At 61.9% G+C, this 15,783-nt stretch carries 15 protein-coding genes; 11 read left to right on the top strand and 4 right to left on the bottom strand.

The features are described from left to right. Positions 1-82: 82 nt before the first annotated feature. Entirely contained in the window at positions 83-595 is a 513-nt protein-coding gene (locus BTHE68_RS29070; RefSeq protein WP_162069782.1) for a hypothetical protein, read from the bottom strand. A gap of 415 nt (positions 596-1,010) precedes the next feature. Next, positions 1,011-2,681: a purple acid phosphatase family protein gene (locus BTHE68_RS29065; RefSeq protein WP_162069781.1), complete on the bottom strand. Its 1,671-nt coding sequence runs from the start codon at positions 2,679-2,681 to the stop codon at positions 1,011-1,013. 220 nt (positions 2,682-2,901) lie between these two features. On the opposite strand from BTHE68_RS29065, the gene BTHE68_RS29060 reads away from it, so the two are divergent. From BTHE68_RS29060 to BTHE68_RS29050, 3 genes are all read left to right on the top strand, one after another. Next, positions 2,902-3,384 (top strand): NUDIX domain-containing protein, encoded by a 483-nt coding sequence (locus tag BTHE68_RS29060; RefSeq protein ID WP_162069780.1) that lies wholly within the window; start codon positions 2,902-2,904, stop codon positions 3,382-3,384. A gap of 83 nt (positions 3,385-3,467) precedes the next feature. Continuing rightward, positions 3,468-4,883 (top strand): glycerophosphodiester phosphodiesterase family protein, encoded by a 1,416-nt coding sequence (locus BTHE68_RS29055; RefSeq protein WP_162069779.1) that lies wholly within the window; start codon positions 3,468-3,470, stop codon positions 4,881-4,883. Between the two features lie 49 nt (positions 4,884-4,932). Beyond that, entirely contained in the window at positions 4,933-6,432 is a 1,500-nt protein-coding gene (locus BTHE68_RS29050) for an esterase-like activity of phytase family protein (RefSeq protein WP_162069778.1), read from the top strand. A gap of 48 nt (positions 6,433-6,480) precedes the next feature. Here BTHE68_RS29050 and BTHE68_RS29045 read toward each other — a convergent pair whose 3' ends face one another. Then, on the bottom strand, positions 6,481-7,623 hold the full coding sequence (locus BTHE68_RS29045) for an AraC family transcriptional regulator (protein ID WP_162069777.1): 1,143 nt from the start codon (positions 7,621-7,623) through the stop codon (positions 6,481-6,483). Between the two features lie 157 nt (positions 7,624-7,780). Between BTHE68_RS29045 and BTHE68_RS29040 the strand changes: the two genes are divergently transcribed. From BTHE68_RS29040 to BTHE68_RS29025, 4 genes are all read left to right on the top strand, one after another. Beyond that, positions 7,781-8,215 (top strand): GFA family protein, encoded by a 435-nt coding sequence (locus BTHE68_RS29040; protein WP_162069776.1) that lies wholly within the window; start codon positions 7,781-7,783, stop codon positions 8,213-8,215. 133 nt (positions 8,216-8,348) lie between these two features. Next, a complete protein-coding gene (locus BTHE68_RS29035) occupies positions 8,349-9,182 on the top strand; it encodes a class I SAM-dependent methyltransferase (protein ID WP_162069775.1) in 834 nt (277 codons plus the stop codon). 270 nt (positions 9,183-9,452) lie between these two features. Continuing rightward, positions 9,453-10,325 (top strand): alpha/beta fold hydrolase, encoded by an 873-nt coding sequence (locus BTHE68_RS29030; protein WP_162069774.1) that lies wholly within the window; start codon positions 9,453-9,455, stop codon positions 10,323-10,325. Positions 10,326-10,611: 286 nt separating this feature from the next. Continuing rightward, positions 10,612-10,908, top strand: a complete 297-nt coding sequence (locus BTHE68_RS29025) for a DUF1330 domain-containing protein (protein ID WP_162069773.1) — start codon at positions 10,612-10,614, stop codon at positions 10,906-10,908. Between the two features lie 120 nt (positions 10,909-11,028). Here BTHE68_RS29025 and BTHE68_RS29020 read toward each other — a convergent pair whose 3' ends face one another. Next, a complete protein-coding gene (locus tag BTHE68_RS29020) occupies positions 11,029-11,697 on the bottom strand; it encodes a TetR/AcrR family transcriptional regulator (protein ID WP_162069772.1) in 669 nt (222 codons plus the stop codon). A 206-nt stretch (positions 11,698-11,903) separates the two neighbouring features. On the opposite strand from BTHE68_RS29020, the gene BTHE68_RS29015 reads away from it, so the two are divergent. The 4 genes from BTHE68_RS29015 (at position 11,904) to BTHE68_RS29000 (ending at position 15,782) form a co-directional block, all read left to right on the top strand. After that, entirely contained in the window at positions 11,904-12,590 is a 687-nt protein-coding gene (locus tag BTHE68_RS29015; RefSeq protein WP_232078236.1) for an enoyl-CoA hydratase/isomerase family protein, read from the top strand. Positions 12,591-12,682: 92 nt separating this feature from the next. Continuing rightward, entirely contained in the window at positions 12,683-13,438 is a 756-nt protein-coding gene (locus BTHE68_RS29010) for a CoA transferase (RefSeq protein ID WP_162069771.1), read from the top strand. A 12-nt stretch (positions 13,439-13,450) separates the two neighbouring features. Further along, complete coding sequence (locus BTHE68_RS29005; RefSeq protein ID WP_162069770.1) at positions 13,451-14,659, top strand: acyl-CoA dehydrogenase family protein; 1,209 nt, start codon at positions 13,451-13,453, stop codon at positions 14,657-14,659. A 10-nt stretch (positions 14,660-14,669) separates the two neighbouring features. Further along, positions 14,670-15,782: an acyl-CoA dehydrogenase family protein gene (locus BTHE68_RS29000; protein ID WP_162069769.1), complete on the top strand. Its 1,113-nt coding sequence runs from the start codon at positions 14,670-14,672 to the stop codon at positions 15,780-15,782. Position 15,783: the final 1 nt, after the last annotated feature.

Here is a 15,783-nt window from a genome sequence, read left to right as displayed (position 1 = left end):
TAAATATATTAAGGTTGGCCCCGAACGCAACCACGCGGTTGAAGATTATTTCTCTTGTCGCGATGTCTCACTGCGCCAGGCATTAATTACCCGGAGGCGGAATGGGGCCGAAAAATATTGCCTTGAGTTTTCCGCGCCCGATGACGCGGGAGAGTTCGGCGATCACGCAATAATTGAAGATCAGGGTGACGAGCAGAATCTGGACCGCCCAGAAATGCGGCCAGTTGATTTCGCTCCAGAGTTGATGATTCGCGGCGATCAGACTGGGCGCTTCCTTCCAGAAGTCATAGAGACGTTCGAGATAGTGCACGAGCAGCGCGACGAGCGCGTACATCAGCGTCTTCCATGCGACGTTCCAGATCAACGGTTTGTCGGGGAAGCGGTTGATGAACGGGAGCATGTCGGCAACCAGCACCGACTTGCCGAGAATGAGCGATGCGATCAGCACCGACGCAGACGAAGGAAGCGAAATGCCGGTGCCACGGACCATCAGCGCGCGGATGATCGCGACGATGTGGAGAATGATGAAAAAGAAGATCGTCGGCGGCAGCGCCTTGATCATTTCGTGCTTGAGCTTTTCGATGAGCGCGCTCATGGTGCGAGTCTCCCGTGTTTTTCGTGGCAGCCTTGATAGGGCGATGTTCTCGACGCCGCGCGTGCATGCCGCGCGAGCTAACGGAAAGCATAGGCGAGTTTCGATCGAGCAATGAGCGTGCATCGGCCCTCGTAAAAGACAGGTGCAAAAAGCCGAAGCCCCGGTAGAACTTTCACCGGGGCTTGCGGATATTGCGAGCTTCAGGAAAACACGTCCACTCGACGCGTGCTGCATCCGGTGCAAGTTTAGGTAAGCCGGTTTGCTCAGCGAGTCGGTCTGTGTCCGTGTGATGCGATAGTCTGCATCACGGAAATCAGTGTAATGCGCCGGACTCGAAAGCCATGGTCCGAACAGGCGCCGATTCAGCCTTCACCCCGACCGATTGCAATGCTGAAGTTCGCGCCCGATGTGCCGACTATCGACGGCACTGCTTCTCAAAGACGACTTTCTCGAAGAGTTCGTATTCGGCGGTCGGTGTCTTGTCGGCTCCGGGCGCGTGGTAATAGCTCATCGTGATCGATGTCTTGCCGCCGCGCTCGCCGGGATCGACGTCGAACACGGCGATGCCGTATCCCGTGCCCGTGTCGCGCTGCGCGGACCAGATCGCGTCTTCGACCGCATCGGCGACCGGGCGAACGAACGTGCCCGCCGTCGTGCCTGGCACGGGGCGATTCGGCTTCGTGAATACCTGCGCCTGCGGCAAGCCGTTGCCCGGATCGGTGCCATAGACATCGAGCGGCGCGCTTGTGCCGCCACCGCCGAGAATCAAGTGGATGGTGCCGTGCGTCGTGTCGATAGGATCGTTCGCGCGTTGCGATGTTTCGACGGGACGCGGCTGCAAGGTGTCGACGCGTTCGCCTGTCGTCGCATCGCGGCCTGCCAGATGATTGCAGCCGCGCACCGGATGACTGCGCTCGTAATCGTGATCGTGACCGCACAGCACGAGATCCACGCCATAGCGATCGAAGAGCGGCAGCCACGCTTCGCGGATGCCCTTGTCCGAACCATTGCCCGTTTTCGATGAACTGAGCGCATCCTGGTGCATCTGCACGACGATCCAGTCGATGTCGTCATCATGCGATGCATCGCGCAAGGTTCGTTCGAGCCAGCGCGTTTGTTCGCCATTGCTGTATCCGCGCACATAGAAGGACGTGCCCGGCGCGATGGCTGCATTGCCCGTGCTCGCGGCAGGCACGAGCGGCGCCGGCCCGGCGACGAATGCGGCGCCGTCCTGATAGACGACGTCGTCGGCATCGAGCGAGATGAACAGCACCGAGCTCACGCGAAAGCTGTACCAGCGCCCCGGAAAATGCGTGCCGTTGTCGGGCAGCGTGTAGCGCGTCAGATACGACGCGAAGCCCTGCTGGCCGTTGTTGAACTCGATTTCGTGATTGCCGGGGCAAGGCATCCACGGCCGGTTCGCCGCCGATGTCTGGGCGTTGTTGCCGAAGTCGCGCCAGACTTCGGGCTGTTGCGCCGGATTCAGGTTGGCATAGCAGAGGTCGCCGTTGAGCAAATGGAACAGCGGCTCGAAGCGCTCGACGGCCTGCACGGCGAAACGGCTCTGAGGCGAGGACAAAACCCAGCTCGTGTTCGGCGTTGCCAGATCGCCGTAGCTCGTGAAGCGGAACTTGCGGCGTCCGCGAGGTGCGGTCGTGAAGCCGGCGGTGAAGGGTTGGGCGGCCTTGCTGTCGTTGTCGGCGGTGACTTCGTATTGATACGTCGTGTGCGGGCGAAGCTCATGCAGCCGCGCGTGATACGTGAAGACGGTTTCGCCGTTCAGACCATCGGTGTAGGTCCGCTGCACGGCGTGGATGACGTGTGCGTGGCCATCGTGCGTGCTGATCCGCACGCGTGGCTGGACCGCCTGCGCAAGCGATCCCCAGCTCACGATCACCTCGCTCGTCGGATCTTCGCCCCACGTCAGATGGATCTGCTCGGGCGTGCCATCCGGATGCGACGCCTGGGCGAACGCAGGACCGGTCACCACATTCGCGGCGGTCGCGAGTCCCGATGCACCCGCGAGCTTCAGAAATCCGCGGCGCGATGCAATCGATGCGCCGTCCTGCTGGGTCTTCGTGACCATGGACGTATGTTTCCTGATGGGGATGAGATGCGCTCCGTCAGGGAGACATTATGGCGAGTCGTATGACCACGCCATGACAGGCGGGCGAGCGAACTACGCGCGGAAAGTTTTCCCTGACGCCTTTCCGGCAGCGAACCTCGCACTGTTCCGGCTGCGCAGGGATGTCGTTCAGGCCGCGTCGGTATGATTCGTGACACCGATAAAAGAAAGGAGGGCGCTCATGCCGAACATCGAGCAAGCGCGACGGCCCCGGCTTGTCGATCGTGTCTGGCGTGTCATGCTTCGCCTCGCATTTCCGCTCGCTCGCGTGTGGTGGACTTTTCGACGACCTCGTCATGAAGGCGCGCTCGTCGCAATTTACGTCGGGCAGGCGCTGTTGCTGCTGAAGTCGTCGTACCGGTCCGAATGGAATCTGCCCGGCGGCAGCGTCCACGCGGGTGAGACGCCTCATGAAGCGGCGCTGCGCGAGATGGAGGAGGAGATCGGGCTCTCGGTGCATACGTTGGTCCCTGCGGGCAGTGCCAGCGGCATCTGGGACGGCCGAAGAGACACCGTGCATTTCTTCGAACTGCATCTCGATTCCATGCCCGAGTTGCAGCTCGATAACCGCGAGATCATCGCCGCGCATCTGGCATCGCCGGAGGAATTGCAACGCATCGCGTTGACGGAGGCCACGGCTGCGTATTGTTCCGCCAGGCGTTGATGTCCATCTGCTCAGGGTCATACAAACGTCACTCGCGAATCGTAATAATGCGCGGGGACAATTCGAATAGAACGGGAAGCCAGATGAAGCGTGCACGACAGCATCGCAAGTACTCGATCGCGGCACGCGCCGCACTCGTCTTATCCTTCGGGCTCGCTGCCTGCCAAGGCGACGGCAACGACACCAGCACCACGACATCCACGCCTCCCGCGACCGCCACGCCCACCACGTTTTCCACGCTGGACGGCCAGCAACCGCTCGTGATCGGCCACCGCGGATTGCCTGGTCTGCGCCCCGAGGAAACGCAACCGTCCTATGAACTTGCCGCCGACAACGGCGCGGACGCGCTCGAAGAAGACCTGCATTTGTCGAAGGATTGCGTGCTCGTGGCGCGGCACAATCCGTGGCTTTCGGATAACACCAACATCGCCGATGTCGCAAAGACCAACGCCTCAGTCGCGACGAGAAAGCGCACGGTGCCCGGGGTGCTGGTGAACGTGAAGTGGACGACCACGCCTGAGACCGGCCCATCGCAGTATTTGACCGATCTGACGAATCCAAACGATTCGAAGTCGGTGCTGAAGTCCTTGATCGTCGATGGCGAAGATCACACGGGCGACTGGTCGATCACGGACTTCACCGCAGCCGAACTCGGCACGCTGCTCGGGGGCACGACCTACGACGCTGCGGCCGAACGGCCCACCGAGTTCAACGGCAAGTTCCCGATTCTCACATTCCAGCAGGTCATCGATATCGCGAAGGCGAAGAGCGCGGCCACGGGCCGTTCGATCGCCGTCTATCCCGAGACGAAGAACCCGACCTGGAATAACGCGCAGGCTATCGCGAACGGCTGCGGCGCGGCGGGCAGTCATCCGCTCGAAGACGCGCTCATCAAGATTCTCAATGACAACGGCCTGAACAACCACGATGCACCGATATTCGTGCAGAGCTTCGAGCCGGGCAGCCTCCAATACATGCGCGCGCACGGCCTGAACACGAAGGTCGTGCAACTGATCGACGGCTACGACGTCGATTACCGCACAGGCGCGGTCATCTACAACGAAATCACCGACAGCCGTCCTTTCGACTGGACCGTCGCCGGCGATCCGCGCTGGTTCGACGCGATGCTCACGCCCGCGGGCCTCGCGCAGATCAAGACGTACGCAGACGGGATCGGGCCGTGGAAGCCGCAGATCGTGCCGCTCAAGATCACGCCGTTCCCCGCGACCAATCCCGACGGCACGCCATTCACCGGTTCTACCGCGCAGGCGACGACGCAAGCTCCGACGAGCGTCGTCAGCGATGCACACAAGGCCGGGCTCTTCGTGCACGTTTTCACGTTCCGCAACGAGAAGAAGTATCTCGCAGCGGATTACAGCAGCGACCCGAACGCCGAGTATCTGAAGTTCTTCCGGCTCGGCGTCGATGGTGTGTTCACCGATTTCACCAATACCGGATTCGCGGCGCGCACGGCTTATCTCAAGGAACTCGGCCGTTAGGCTCGCCGGCATGCAAATGCATCGCCTCATTTATTGAAAGGAGACGTTCATGATTCGAGCCCGTGTCTGTGCCTTGTCGTTTGCGTTGTCTGCGTCGATCGTCGCGTGTTCGTCCGCGTGGGCGCGCGTCGATCTCATCGCGATCGGCGAGTTGAGCGGACTCGTCGCCGATCGCTCGAAAGCGACGGCGGCGCCGCTCGAAAACGGGGCGCCGGGCAATCTGCTCGGCGGCCTCGGCTCCGGTCTCGCGTATGCGGGCTGCGACACGTTTCTCGCCACACCCGACCGCGGCCCGAACGCAATCTCGTACAACAAGGCCATCGACGACACCGCGTCGTACATCAATCGCTTCCAGACGCTGATCCTGCGTTTGGAAGCCGGAGACAAAGGCGATGCGCTGCCCTACACACTGAACCCGAAGCTGGTTCAGACGACGCTGCTGCATGCGCGCGAGCCGCTCGTCTACGGCGACGGCGCGGCGTACGGCGTTCCCGACGGCGCGCCGGCGCTCAACGAGAAGGATCACACGCACTATTTCACGGGCCGTTCGGATAACTTCACGCCGACGCGTTCATCGACCTTTCCGCTCGACGCGCGCTTCGATCCGGAGAGCATCCGCGTGGCGCGCGACGGCGCGAGCGTCTTCATTTCCGACGAGTACGGGCCGTACATCTATCGCTTCGACCGGCGCACGGGCGAGCGCGTCGCGGCGTATCGCGTGCCGGCGTCGTTCGCGGTGACGAAACTCGCGCCCGTCGGTAACGATGAAATTAGCGAGAACACGTCCGGCCGCGTCGCGAACAAAGGCATGGAGGGCCTCGCGATTTCGCCGGACGGCGACACGCTTTTCGGCGCGATGCAAAGCCCGCTGATCCAGGACGGCGGCACGAACGGCGCCTACACGCGCATCCTTCGCATCGACCTGCGCACGGGTAAGACGGCGCAATTTGCCTATCCGCTGACCAACCTCGGTACCGATGCGAAGCCGAACTATCCGACGATCAGCGACATCGTCGCAGTGAGCGATCACGAGCTGCTGGTCGACGAGCGCGACGGCAAGGGACTCGGCGACGATTCGGCGGCCGTGTTCAAGCGGGTTTTCCACGTCGATCTCGCCGGTGCGCAGGACGTGAGCCAGGCGAGCGGCGAAGCCGGCCTCAAGCCATATGCGATCGAGAAGACGTTGTTCCTCGATGTCGTCAAGGCGTTGTCGGTGTACTTCAAGCCCGCGGATATCCCCGCGAAGATCGAGAGTCTCGCATTCGGGCCGGACATGCACATCGGCGGGAAGCTGAAGCACACGTTGTTCATCGCGAATGACAACGACTTTCTAGGCACCGTGACGGACACGAATCACCCGAATGGCATCGACAACCCGAACCGGTTCTTCGTCTTCGCGATCGATCCCGCCGATCTGCCTGGTTACGTCGCGCAACGCCTGCCAGGCGCGGACGGACGCAATGACAGGGTGTGCCGTTTCGCCCACGACGGTCGCGGCCACGACGGGGATCACGACGATCACGGCAAGGGAGACGGCGGTGGCCAGTGATGCGTCATACGCGCCAGGGACTTGCGAGGCTACTGCGATGACGGTGGATCAAGTCCCCTGTTTCAGGGTTGCAGATGACGCGGCATCGCTCAATCGCTCCATACGCCTGGCACTCCGTGGCGTGTCCGACGAAGCCGGTTTCCGCGTTACTTCCGCATCCGCGGCTCCGGCTATCTCATCGGTCAAGATATTCCCGTTCACTACCTTTCCTTGACTACGTCGCCAGCTTGCAGGAGGCGTACCGAATTGACGCTTGAATGCTCGATTGAACGCCGCCTCCGAGTCGTACCCCACGCGCTCGGCGACTGCCCCGATCGAACACGGACCGGTCAGCAGTTCCTGTGCTGCGATCTGCAGACGCCAGCCTGCGAGGTATTGCATCGGCGCCTGACCAAGCAACTGCGTGAAGCGCTGCGCAAGCGCGGAGCGCGAAAGGCCGACACGGCGCGCGAGTTCGTCGACGGTCCAGTCATGCGCGGGCTGTGCATGCAGAAATGCGAGCGCCTTGCCGACGAACCGGTCGCCGACGCCTGCGAGCCAGCCGCGGCGATCGGCGGACAACGAACCGATGCACCGCCGCACCGCCTCGACGAAGAGCAGTTCCGAAAGTCGGGCGAGCACGGTGGTGCTGCCGGGCCGCCACTCGGCCGCTTCGGCCACCGCGAATCTCAGCGATGACTCGAGCCATGCCGATTGTGGATCGTTCCGCATATCTACCTTGAAAAGGCGCGGCAGAGACGACAGCACCGGATCGGCAAGCGTATCGTCGCAAGCAAGAAAGCCGCAGATGATGCGCGTGCGGCCGGATTCCGGACCCGAGCCATCGGCGCCGATGCTCAGACGCATGACTTCGCCGGGCGAGGTTGCCAGATATCGCGACACCAATTCCTCTGCCGGTGTCGGCACAAGTTCGAGCGAGCTGCCCATCAGATGCGCCTCGCCATGCGGCACGACGAGCAATTCGCCCGCTTCGATGCGAACGGCCGAGGCCGGATCATCGGTCAGCGCCGCCCAGCAGCACCCTTCCACGATCAAGTGATACGACACGACGCGCTCGGCGCGCGGCAGGAACGTGGCGCACAACGACGGCGAAACGTGACCGACCACGCACCAGGGCGCGGTGAAATCGACGTTGAGATACACCGCGCCGCTGAGACGCAAGAGACGAAGCACGTCCGAAAGCGCATCCATGACAGGTCCAAGTTCCGGCGTCCCGCGCAAAACATCTGGACGCTCGATCATTCAAAGAATCGCTTCCCGCGTCGATACTTGCATTCACGCGAAACGTCATTGACGCAAGGTTAAGCGCAGTTGGGCCAATCGCCAACCCACATCAACGGGGGCTTCGATGAATGATGCAGCTACTTACCACGGCCAGTGCTTCTGCGGTGTCGTGCGCTTCACTGTGAGCGGCAAGCCGGAAGGCATGGGGTATTGCCATTGCGAATCCTGCCGGCGCTGGTCCGCCGGGCCAGTCAACGCTTTCACGCTCTGGAAACCCGAAGCATTGAATGTCACGCATGGCGGCGACGCCATCGGGACTTACAACAACACTGAACACAGCTATCGAAAATGGTGCAAAGCCTGCGGCGGCCACGTCTTCACCGAGCATCCAGGACTGGGACTGATCGATGTCTACGCCGCCGTCATTGCCGACTTTCCGTATGAACCGTGCGTGCACGTCCATTACGCAGAGTCGACGCTGCCAATGAAGGACGGTCTACCCAAGATGAAGGACTTGCCGAAGGGCATGGGCGGCACGGGTTTGAGCGTCGCGGAATAGTTCTCGCCGCGTTGTCGGCACGCCGGTTCGTCGCGTCGGCGTGTTTCATCTGATCTGCTTGCGGCGCATTTAAAAAACGTAGTACTAACGGGCGTGCTCGTCACGCTGCCACCTTCTCTACAGGAGCCATGTTATGTCCGCAGTCGATACCGCAATCTCGCCCGCCGCCGATCTCGCCGCCGTGAAGGTCCGCCAGCAAGCCGCCTGGTCGACGGGCAACTATGCCGTCGTGGGCACCACGCTGCAGATCGTCGGAGAAAACCTTTGCGAGGCGCTCGATCTGCGCTCCGGCAGTCGTGTTCTCGACGTCGCAGCGGGCAACGGCAATGCGACGCTCGCCGCCGCGCGCCGCTTTTGCGAGGTTACCTCGACCGACTATGTTTCCACGCTCCTCGACGCCGGCCGCGCTCGCGCCGATGCCGAAGGGCTTGCCGTGCAGTTTCAGGAAGCAGACGCCGAAGCACTGCCTTTTGCGGACGCTTCGTTCGACGTCGTGATGTCGACCTTCGGCGTGATGTTCACTCCCAATCAGGAGCAGGCGGCGAATGAACTGGTGCGCGTGTGCAGGCCGGGCGGAAAGATCGGACTCGCGAACTGGACGCCGGACAGTTTCATCGGACAGGTGTTCAAGACGATTGGCAAATACATCCCGCCCCCTGCCGGCGTGAAGTCGCCCGCGCTGTGGGGCACTCAGGCGCGCCTCGACGAACTGCTGCGCAGCCACGCCACGCGCATCGAGGCGACGAGCCGCGAGTTCGTCTTTCGCTACCGCTCTCCCTCGCATTTCGTCGAAATATTCCGCACTTACTACGGCCCGATGAACAAGGCGTTCGCCGCGCTCGAAGGCGAGCGGCAGGCCGCGTTTCTAGGTGATCTGATGGCGCTCATCGAGGACCGCAATCGTTCCGGTGATCGAACGCTCGTATTGCCCAGCGAGTATCTTGAAGTCGTGGTGGAACGAAAATGATCCGATTCGAACCTATGGTCGGCGCAGCGTTGGATGTCGGGTTGCGCCTGCGGTCTCTGGTCTGCTTTGCGGCGCTTCGTTACGGCTCGGTGCTTTTTACTTTGCCTTTGCTGTCGTCCGTGTGCTTCTTCGCATTTCGATTCGCGTTGTCGACCCTCGGAGGACCCGCATGAAGTTCGTCCATCTGTGTTCTCGTTCGAGGTCTTCCATAGCCACCGGTGAAGCAAGCGTCGATCTGCATGTTCTCAACTTCGTAGGTGAATCAAAAGTATGAATAGCCTTATCCCATTCGAGCACGTTTCGGCTCCGTCGACGGTAATCGCCCTGCATTGTTCCGGCTCAGGCGCGGCGCAATGGCGCAAGCTGTGCGAAACGCTCCCCGCCTGCGTGGCGTTCGTCGCGCCTGAGCACTACGGTTGCGAGGGCACGGGGCCGTGGAGCGGCGAGCATGCGTTCACACTCGCCGACGAGGCCGAGAGGACCATCGACATCATCGATGCCACGAGCGGCAAGGTGCATCTCGTCGGGCATTCGTACGGCGGCGGCGTGGCGCTACGAGCGGCAGTGGTACGGCCGGAGCGCATCGCGAGCCTGTCGCTTTACGAGCCGTCCGCGTTTCATCTACTAAAGACGATGGGTGCTCACGGAGCGCATGCGCTGGCGGAAATCATCGCGATTTCGAAGCGCACCGCGGATAGCGTGAGCTGCGGCGATTATCGGGGAGCCGCTAGCTCGTTTGTCGACTATTGGGGCGGCCGGGGCGCATGGGAGGCGCTTCGGCCTTCGGCAAAGGCTGCGCTTACTCGCTGGGCGCCGAAGGCGCCGCTCGATTTCCGCGCGCTGCTTGACGAGCCCACGTCACCGGGAGCGTACTCTGGCCTGCGCGTACCCGTATTGGTCATGCGTGGCGAACACGCGCCACTGCCTTCGCGAGCGATAGCTGAGCGCTTGCCGATGATGCTCCCTTCGGCTCGACTCGCAATAGTCAAGGGGGCAGGCCACATGGGACCGATGACGCACACTGACGAGGTCAACGCCGCGATAACCCGACACATTCTGACGGCGGAGCCGGACAGTTGCTCGAAGGAACTGGCATATTCTCAGACGGCCAGCGTGTTGGCGGTCGACCGTCGTACTTGCTGAAGTTGCTCGCGCGACCGGATCCGGTCGTAGCCTCAGGAGTTGCCGACTATCCGTCCGCGAAGAACTGTTCCAAAAGCGCCGAAGACCTAGCTAGGGAAACCGTGAGTATTCGAAACCTCGTCCAATGTTATCATCGTCAACACTGAGATTCGAAAAAGCCTGAATGAACGCCGGCCATCCTCACAGTCGGACAAATCGACGATTCATCCACGGACGCGATGGACCTCAGTCTGTCGATGTTGATATCGAGCCCTAATCGGGTGCTTTTCAAGAGAGAGGAAGCAAAATGGCAAAAGGATATTGGGTAGCAGCGTACCGGGCGATTCATGACACAGACAAGCTCGCGGCGTACGGCGCCCTTGCGGGGCCGGTGGTCAGAGCGGCGGGCGGAAAGTTTCTACTGCGAGGCGGCGAGGTCGTGGCCTTCGAAGCGGGCCTGAAGGAACGGACCGTCGTGGTTGAGTTCCCCAGTTTCGAGCAGGCGCTCGCGGCGTATCAGAGCAAGGATTATCAGGATGTTTTGGCCGTGTTAGGGGACGGCGCCGAAAGGGATGCGCGCATCGTCGCAGGCGTCGACGATTGAGGCATATACGAAGCCACAAGGCGGCCCGCGCCGTACCCCAGCGCGGGCGCTATTTTCCACGCGCTGAAGACATGGCTTTCTCTGTCAGCGACGAGCAAGGACTCAAACGTTCACGCCCTGTCAGGCTCGTGCAGTTGCCTCGAGCAGTTTTTGCAAGCTCGCTGGTCCCGTTGCAATTGCTTGAAGGAACATCGTGATAGAGAAGTGAACCATCGGACCGACATCTACGGGGACATCCGATCTCGGGACACGACTGCTGAGGATGAGCGTTGCCAGTCCGTGCTCCATCGCCCACGCACCGTGACTCACGAATGGTAGCGATTCCGCTGTCCATCCGCATTCCATGGCATAAGTCGCGATTGCCCCGGCGAAGTCCGCAAACCCCGCGTTTGCTGCCTGCGCTAACTCCGGGTAGGCGTCACGATCGATGATGCGCGGACCAACCATCAGAGCGAATACCCCTTTGTGTGCATCGGCGAACTGCACGTAAGCATTCATCATCCGATAGGCGATGGTGAGTGAATCGCCTCCAGTGCTGATGATCCGGCGACGGATGCTGGCTAGCTCTCGAAATCCGTCAGCTGCGAGCGCAGCGAGAAATTCGGCCTTGTCGGAAAAGTGTCGAACGGACGCGGCCGACGATACCCCTACCGCTTTCGCCAGGCGACGAAGACTCAACTCATTCGGTCCGAGCGTTTCGAGTTCGGATCGACCTTGTGAAATGAGGGCGTTGCGCAGATCACCGTGATGATATGCATTGCTGGCGGCGCGTGATGCTTCTGAAGACATCAGTGGTTCTCTCGGGAATGCTCAGTTGCTGAGGCGGTTCGGCGGGCAAACTTTGCCTGATTTTATCAAACCGGACAATCGAGCAAGCCGGTGGTTGGTTCGCTCCTGACTTGCTGGAAAACCCGAATATCGTGCAGAGATGTCAATGTTATCATCGAGCACATTGATGTTATCGATGTAAACATAGTGCGACGAAGGAGGTTCGTATGAACAATGAGATTCTTGCGGTGGAAGTGAGAGGAAACGTCACCGTCCTTACGATGCGCCACGCGCCGCACAATCTGATGGGCCCGACGATGTACCGGGAACTGCGTGGAGCCTTTGCTGAAGCGGTGGAGCGCGGGTCGCGGGCAATCCTGCTGCGCAGCGCGCTACGTCACTTCTCGGCGGGCGCCGAGGTGAATCTGTTTCCTGAGCGCATCACGAAAGAGGGTAAGGGCCTGATGGACCCGGTCGAAACCTTGCGTGCCTTCGAGACGCTGCCTATCCCTATCGTCGTGGCGGTCAACGGCGTTTGCCTGGGCGGTGGTTTCGAGGTAGTGCTGGCGTGTGACTACAGCGTGGTGGGAGAGTCGGCGAAGATCGGCTCAGTGGAGGTTGCGCTCGGATTGCATCCGCTGCTTGGCGGGATCCAGCGGCAGGTAATGCGAGCGGGTCCGGCCCGGGCGAAGGAGCTTGCAATGCTCGGCCGCCGCTACGACGCCGCAACGCTCGAACGTTGGGGGCTCGTGAATCTGGTCGTGCCCGACGACAAGCTCGATGACGTCTCTTTCTCGATAGCCGAAGAGTTGGCAAACGGGCCGACCGTCGCCCATGCAGCAACGAAGCGACTCGTGTCGATTGCGCTCAATGAAGGCGTCGAGGCCGCAGACCATGCCATGTTCGAGGTGTAGAAACAGATGTGGGCATCGGCGGACTTGAAGCGCGGCCTCGACTCTTTCTTCACCAGTGGTCCCGGTCTCGCGGTCTACGAGGGGAACTGACCATGATGGGTCCACTTTCAGGCATCAAAGTGGTCGACTTCTCGCGCGTGCTCGCCGGGCCGCTTTGCGCACGTACGCTTGCCGATCTCGGCGCAGAGGTGGTGAAGATCGAGCCGCCTCGCCCCGATGTGACGCGCTCGGCATTTCCCTTCGTCGATGGGATGTCGGGCTACTACGCGCAGCAAAACAGCGGCAAACGCAACGTCAGCATCGACCTGTCCACCGACAACTGCAATCGCCCCGGCACGACCTACGAAGCGCTCGCGAACCTTGTACCCGTGAAGGGGCCGGACAGGTTCATCACGGCGGGCAACGCATCGCAGAACGCCGATGGCGCATCGGCCTGCGTGCTGATGGAAGCGAAGGCCGCCGAGCGCGCCAATCTCACGCCGCTGGGCGCGTTTCGCGGGCTTGCGGTCGCGGGTTGCGAGCCCGATGAAATGGGCATCGGCCCGGTGCTCGCGGTGCCGAAGCTGCTCGCGCGCCATGGCCTCACCACCGACGACATCGGCCTGTGGGAGCTCAACGAAGCGTTCGCCTCGCAGGCGATCTACTGTCAGAAGAAGCTCGAGATTCCGTCGGACCGTCTCAACGTCAATGGCGGCGCGATCTCGCTCGGGCATCCGTTCGGCATGACGGGCTCGCGTCTCGTGGGACACGTACTCATCGAAGGACGGCGGCGCGGCGTGAAGTACGCCGTCGTCACGATGCGCATGGCCGGCGGCATGGGCGCCGCGGGTCTGTTCGAAATCTATTGAGGGAAGCGATTCATGGATCTTAAGTTCACTCCCGAAGAGGAAGCGTTTCGCGCGAGCGTCGTGCGCTTTCTGGACGAGAAACTGCCCGCGCGGCTCGCGGACAAGGCGCGCAACGGCGTGCGTCTGACGCGCGGCGACATGATCGAATGGCACGCCATTCTCAACGAACGAGGCTGGCTCGCGAATCACTGGCCGAAGGAATACGGCGGCCCCGGCTGGAACACGGCGCAGAAGTTCATCTTCGAGAACGAGTGCGCGCTCGCGGGTGCGCCGCGCATCCTGCCGTTCGGCGTGAACATGCTCGGGCCGGTGCTCATCAGATACGGCAGCGAAGCGCAGAAACGCTACTGGCTGCCGCGCATTCTCGATGGCTCCGACTGGTGGTGCCAGGGCTATTCGGAGCCGGGTTCCGGTTCCGATCTCGCGTCGGTGAAAACGACGGCCGTGCGTGGCATCGACGATCAGGGCGAGCATTACATCGTCAACGGCCAGAAGACGTGGACCACCCTCGGGCAGCACGCGAACATGATCTTCTGCCTCGTGCGTACCGCAACCGACGTGCGCAAGCAGGAAGGCATCAGCTTTCTGCTCGTCGATATGCAGGCGCCGGGCGTCGAAGTGCGCCCGATCATCACGCTCGACGGCGATCACGAGATCAACGAAGTGTTCTTCACTGATGTGCGCGTGCCCGCCGCCAATCTAGTCGGCGAGGAGAACAATGGCTGGACTTATGCCAAGTATCTGCTGACCTACGAGCGCACGAACATCGCGGGCGTCGGCTTTTCGATGGCAGCGCTCGCGCGCCTGAAGCGCGTCGTGGCGAAGGTGAAGCGCAACGGCCGGCCGCTCGCCGATGATCCGCTCTTCGCCGCGCGCCTCGCCCGTGTCGAGATCGATCTGGAAAACATGAAGACGACCAACCTGCGCGTGGTCGCTGCCGTGTCGGGCGGCGGCGTGCCGGGCGCGGAAAGCTCGATGCTGAAGGTGCGCGGAACGGAGATTCGTCAGGAAATTTCATCGCTGATGCGCCGCGCGATGGGACCGTACGCGCAGCCGTTCATCGAGGAAGCGCTCGAAGAAGGGTATGAGGAGCCGCGCATCGGACCGGAAGAAGCGGCGAGCGCCGCCGCGCAGTATTTCAACAACCGCAAGCTGTCGATCTTCGGCGGCTCCAACGAAATCCAGAAGAACATCATCTCGAAGATGATTCTGGGACTGTGAAGGAACCACGATGAATTTCCAGCACACCGAAGACCGCCGCATGCTGGCGGACTCGCTGAACCGCTTCATCGCCGAGCAATACGGCCAGGCGACGCGCCAGGCGGGATTCAGCGCGGACATGTGGCGACGCTTCTCCGAACTCGGCATCGTCGGCGCGCTCTTCGACGAAGCCGTCGGCGGATTCGGCGGCGATGGCTTCGATATCGCCGTCGTGTTCGAAAGTCTCGGACGTGGGCTCGTCGTCGAGCCATTTCTCGGCGCGCTCGTCGTCGGACACGCGCTTTCGCACGCTGGCAGTGAGGCGCACAAGGCGCTCATCACGAGTGTGATCGAGGGACGTGCCGTCGCCGCGCTTGCGCATGACGAGCGCGATTCGCACTACGAATTGTCGAAGGTGTCGGCACGCGCCGTGCGCAGTTCGAACGGCTGGGTGTTGACGGGTGCAAAGTCCGTCGTGCAGCAGGGCGAGCACGCGGATTTCTACCTCGTCTCGGCGCGCACGAACAGCGCGCACGATGCCGAAGACGGCATTTCGCTGTTCATCGTCGCGCGCGATGCGGCGGGCGTCGAGTTACGCGGCTATCCGAAGATCGATGGCGGACGCGCCGCCGAGTTGAGGCTGAACGAAGTGTGCATTGGCGATCACGCGTTCGTCGGCGAACGCGATGCGGGCTTCGCGACGCTCGAACGCAGCATCGGCGCGGGCGTGCTCGCGCTGTGCGCCGAGGCGCTCGGTGCGATGGATGTCGCAAAGGACCACACGCTCGAATACCTTCGCACGCGCAAGCAGTTCGGCGTCGCGATCGGCACGTTTCAGGCCTTGCAGCACCGCATGGCCGACATGCTGCTCGAAATCGAGCAGGCGCGCTCCGCGGTCATCAACGCGGCGGCTGCCCTGGGCGCGAGCCGCATCGAGCGCGAGCGCGCGCTGTCGGCGGCGAAGTACACGATCGGGCGCATCGGCGCGCGGGTCGCCGAGGAGAGCATTCAGTTGCACGGCGGCATCGGCATGACATGGGAATTGCCGCTCGCGCATTACGCCAAGCGCCTGGTGATGATCGACCATCAACTCGGCGACGAAGACCACCATCTGCAACGCTATATCGCACTGAACCGGAGCTAAC

Origin of the sequence: Burkholderia sp. THE68 (genome assembly GCF_009938265.1) — a bacterium.
In the GTDB taxonomy this organism is placed as follows: domain Bacteria; phylum Pseudomonadota; class Gammaproteobacteria; order Burkholderiales; family Burkholderiaceae; genus Caballeronia.
The sequence above is the reverse complement of the archived record's forward strand: the minus strand, read 5'-3'. Positions and strand labels throughout refer to the sequence as shown.

What these genes read in the sequence shown, in the direction of transcription:
- BTHE68_RS29070 (WP_162069782.1), bottom strand. Translation starts at nt 595, where the DNA reads ATGAGCGCGCTCATCGAAAAGCTCAAGCACGAAATGATCAAGGCGCTG.
- BTHE68_RS29000 (WP_162069769.1), top strand. Translation starts at nt 14,670, where the DNA reads ATGAATTTCCAGCACACCGAAGACCGCCGCATGCTGGCGGACTCGCTG.
- BTHE68_RS29015 (WP_232078236.1), top strand. Translation starts at nt 11,904, where the DNA reads ATGAACAATGAGATTCTTGCGGTGGAAGTGAGAGGAAACGTCACCGTC.
- BTHE68_RS29005 (WP_162069770.1), top strand. Translation starts at nt 13,451, where the DNA reads ATGGATCTTAAGTTCACTCCCGAAGAGGAAGCGTTTCGCGCGAGCGTC.
- BTHE68_RS29025 (WP_162069773.1), top strand. Translation starts at nt 10,612, where the DNA reads ATGGCAAAAGGATATTGGGTAGCAGCGTACCGGGCGATTCATGACACA.
- BTHE68_RS29035 (WP_162069775.1), top strand. Translation starts at nt 8,349, where the DNA reads ATGTCCGCAGTCGATACCGCAATCTCGCCCGCCGCCGATCTCGCCGCC.
- BTHE68_RS29045 (WP_162069777.1), bottom strand. Translation starts at nt 7,623, where the DNA reads ATGGATGCGCTTTCGGACGTGCTTCGTCTCTTGCGTCTCAGCGGCGCG.
- BTHE68_RS29040 (WP_162069776.1), top strand. Translation starts at nt 7,781, where the DNA reads ATGAATGATGCAGCTACTTACCACGGCCAGTGCTTCTGCGGTGTCGTG.
- BTHE68_RS29060 (WP_162069780.1), top strand. Translation starts at nt 2,902, where the DNA reads ATGCCGAACATCGAGCAAGCGCGACGGCCCCGGCTTGTCGATCGTGTC.
- BTHE68_RS29065 (WP_162069781.1), bottom strand. Translation starts at nt 2,681, where the DNA reads ATGGTCACGAAGACCCAGCAGGACGGCGCATCGATTGCATCGCGCCGC.
- BTHE68_RS29055 (WP_162069779.1), top strand. Translation starts at nt 3,468, where the DNA reads ATGAAGCGTGCACGACAGCATCGCAAGTACTCGATCGCGGCACGCGCC.
- BTHE68_RS29020 (WP_162069772.1), bottom strand. Translation starts at nt 11,697, where the DNA reads ATGTCTTCAGAAGCATCACGCGCCGCCAGCAATGCATATCATCACGGT.
- BTHE68_RS29030 (WP_162069774.1), top strand. Translation starts at nt 9,453, where the DNA reads ATGAATAGCCTTATCCCATTCGAGCACGTTTCGGCTCCGTCGACGGTA.
- BTHE68_RS29010 (WP_162069771.1), top strand. Translation starts at nt 12,683, where the DNA reads ATGATGGGTCCACTTTCAGGCATCAAAGTGGTCGACTTCTCGCGCGTG.
- BTHE68_RS29050 (WP_162069778.1), top strand. Translation starts at nt 4,933, where the DNA reads ATGATTCGAGCCCGTGTCTGTGCCTTGTCGTTTGCGTTGTCTGCGTCG.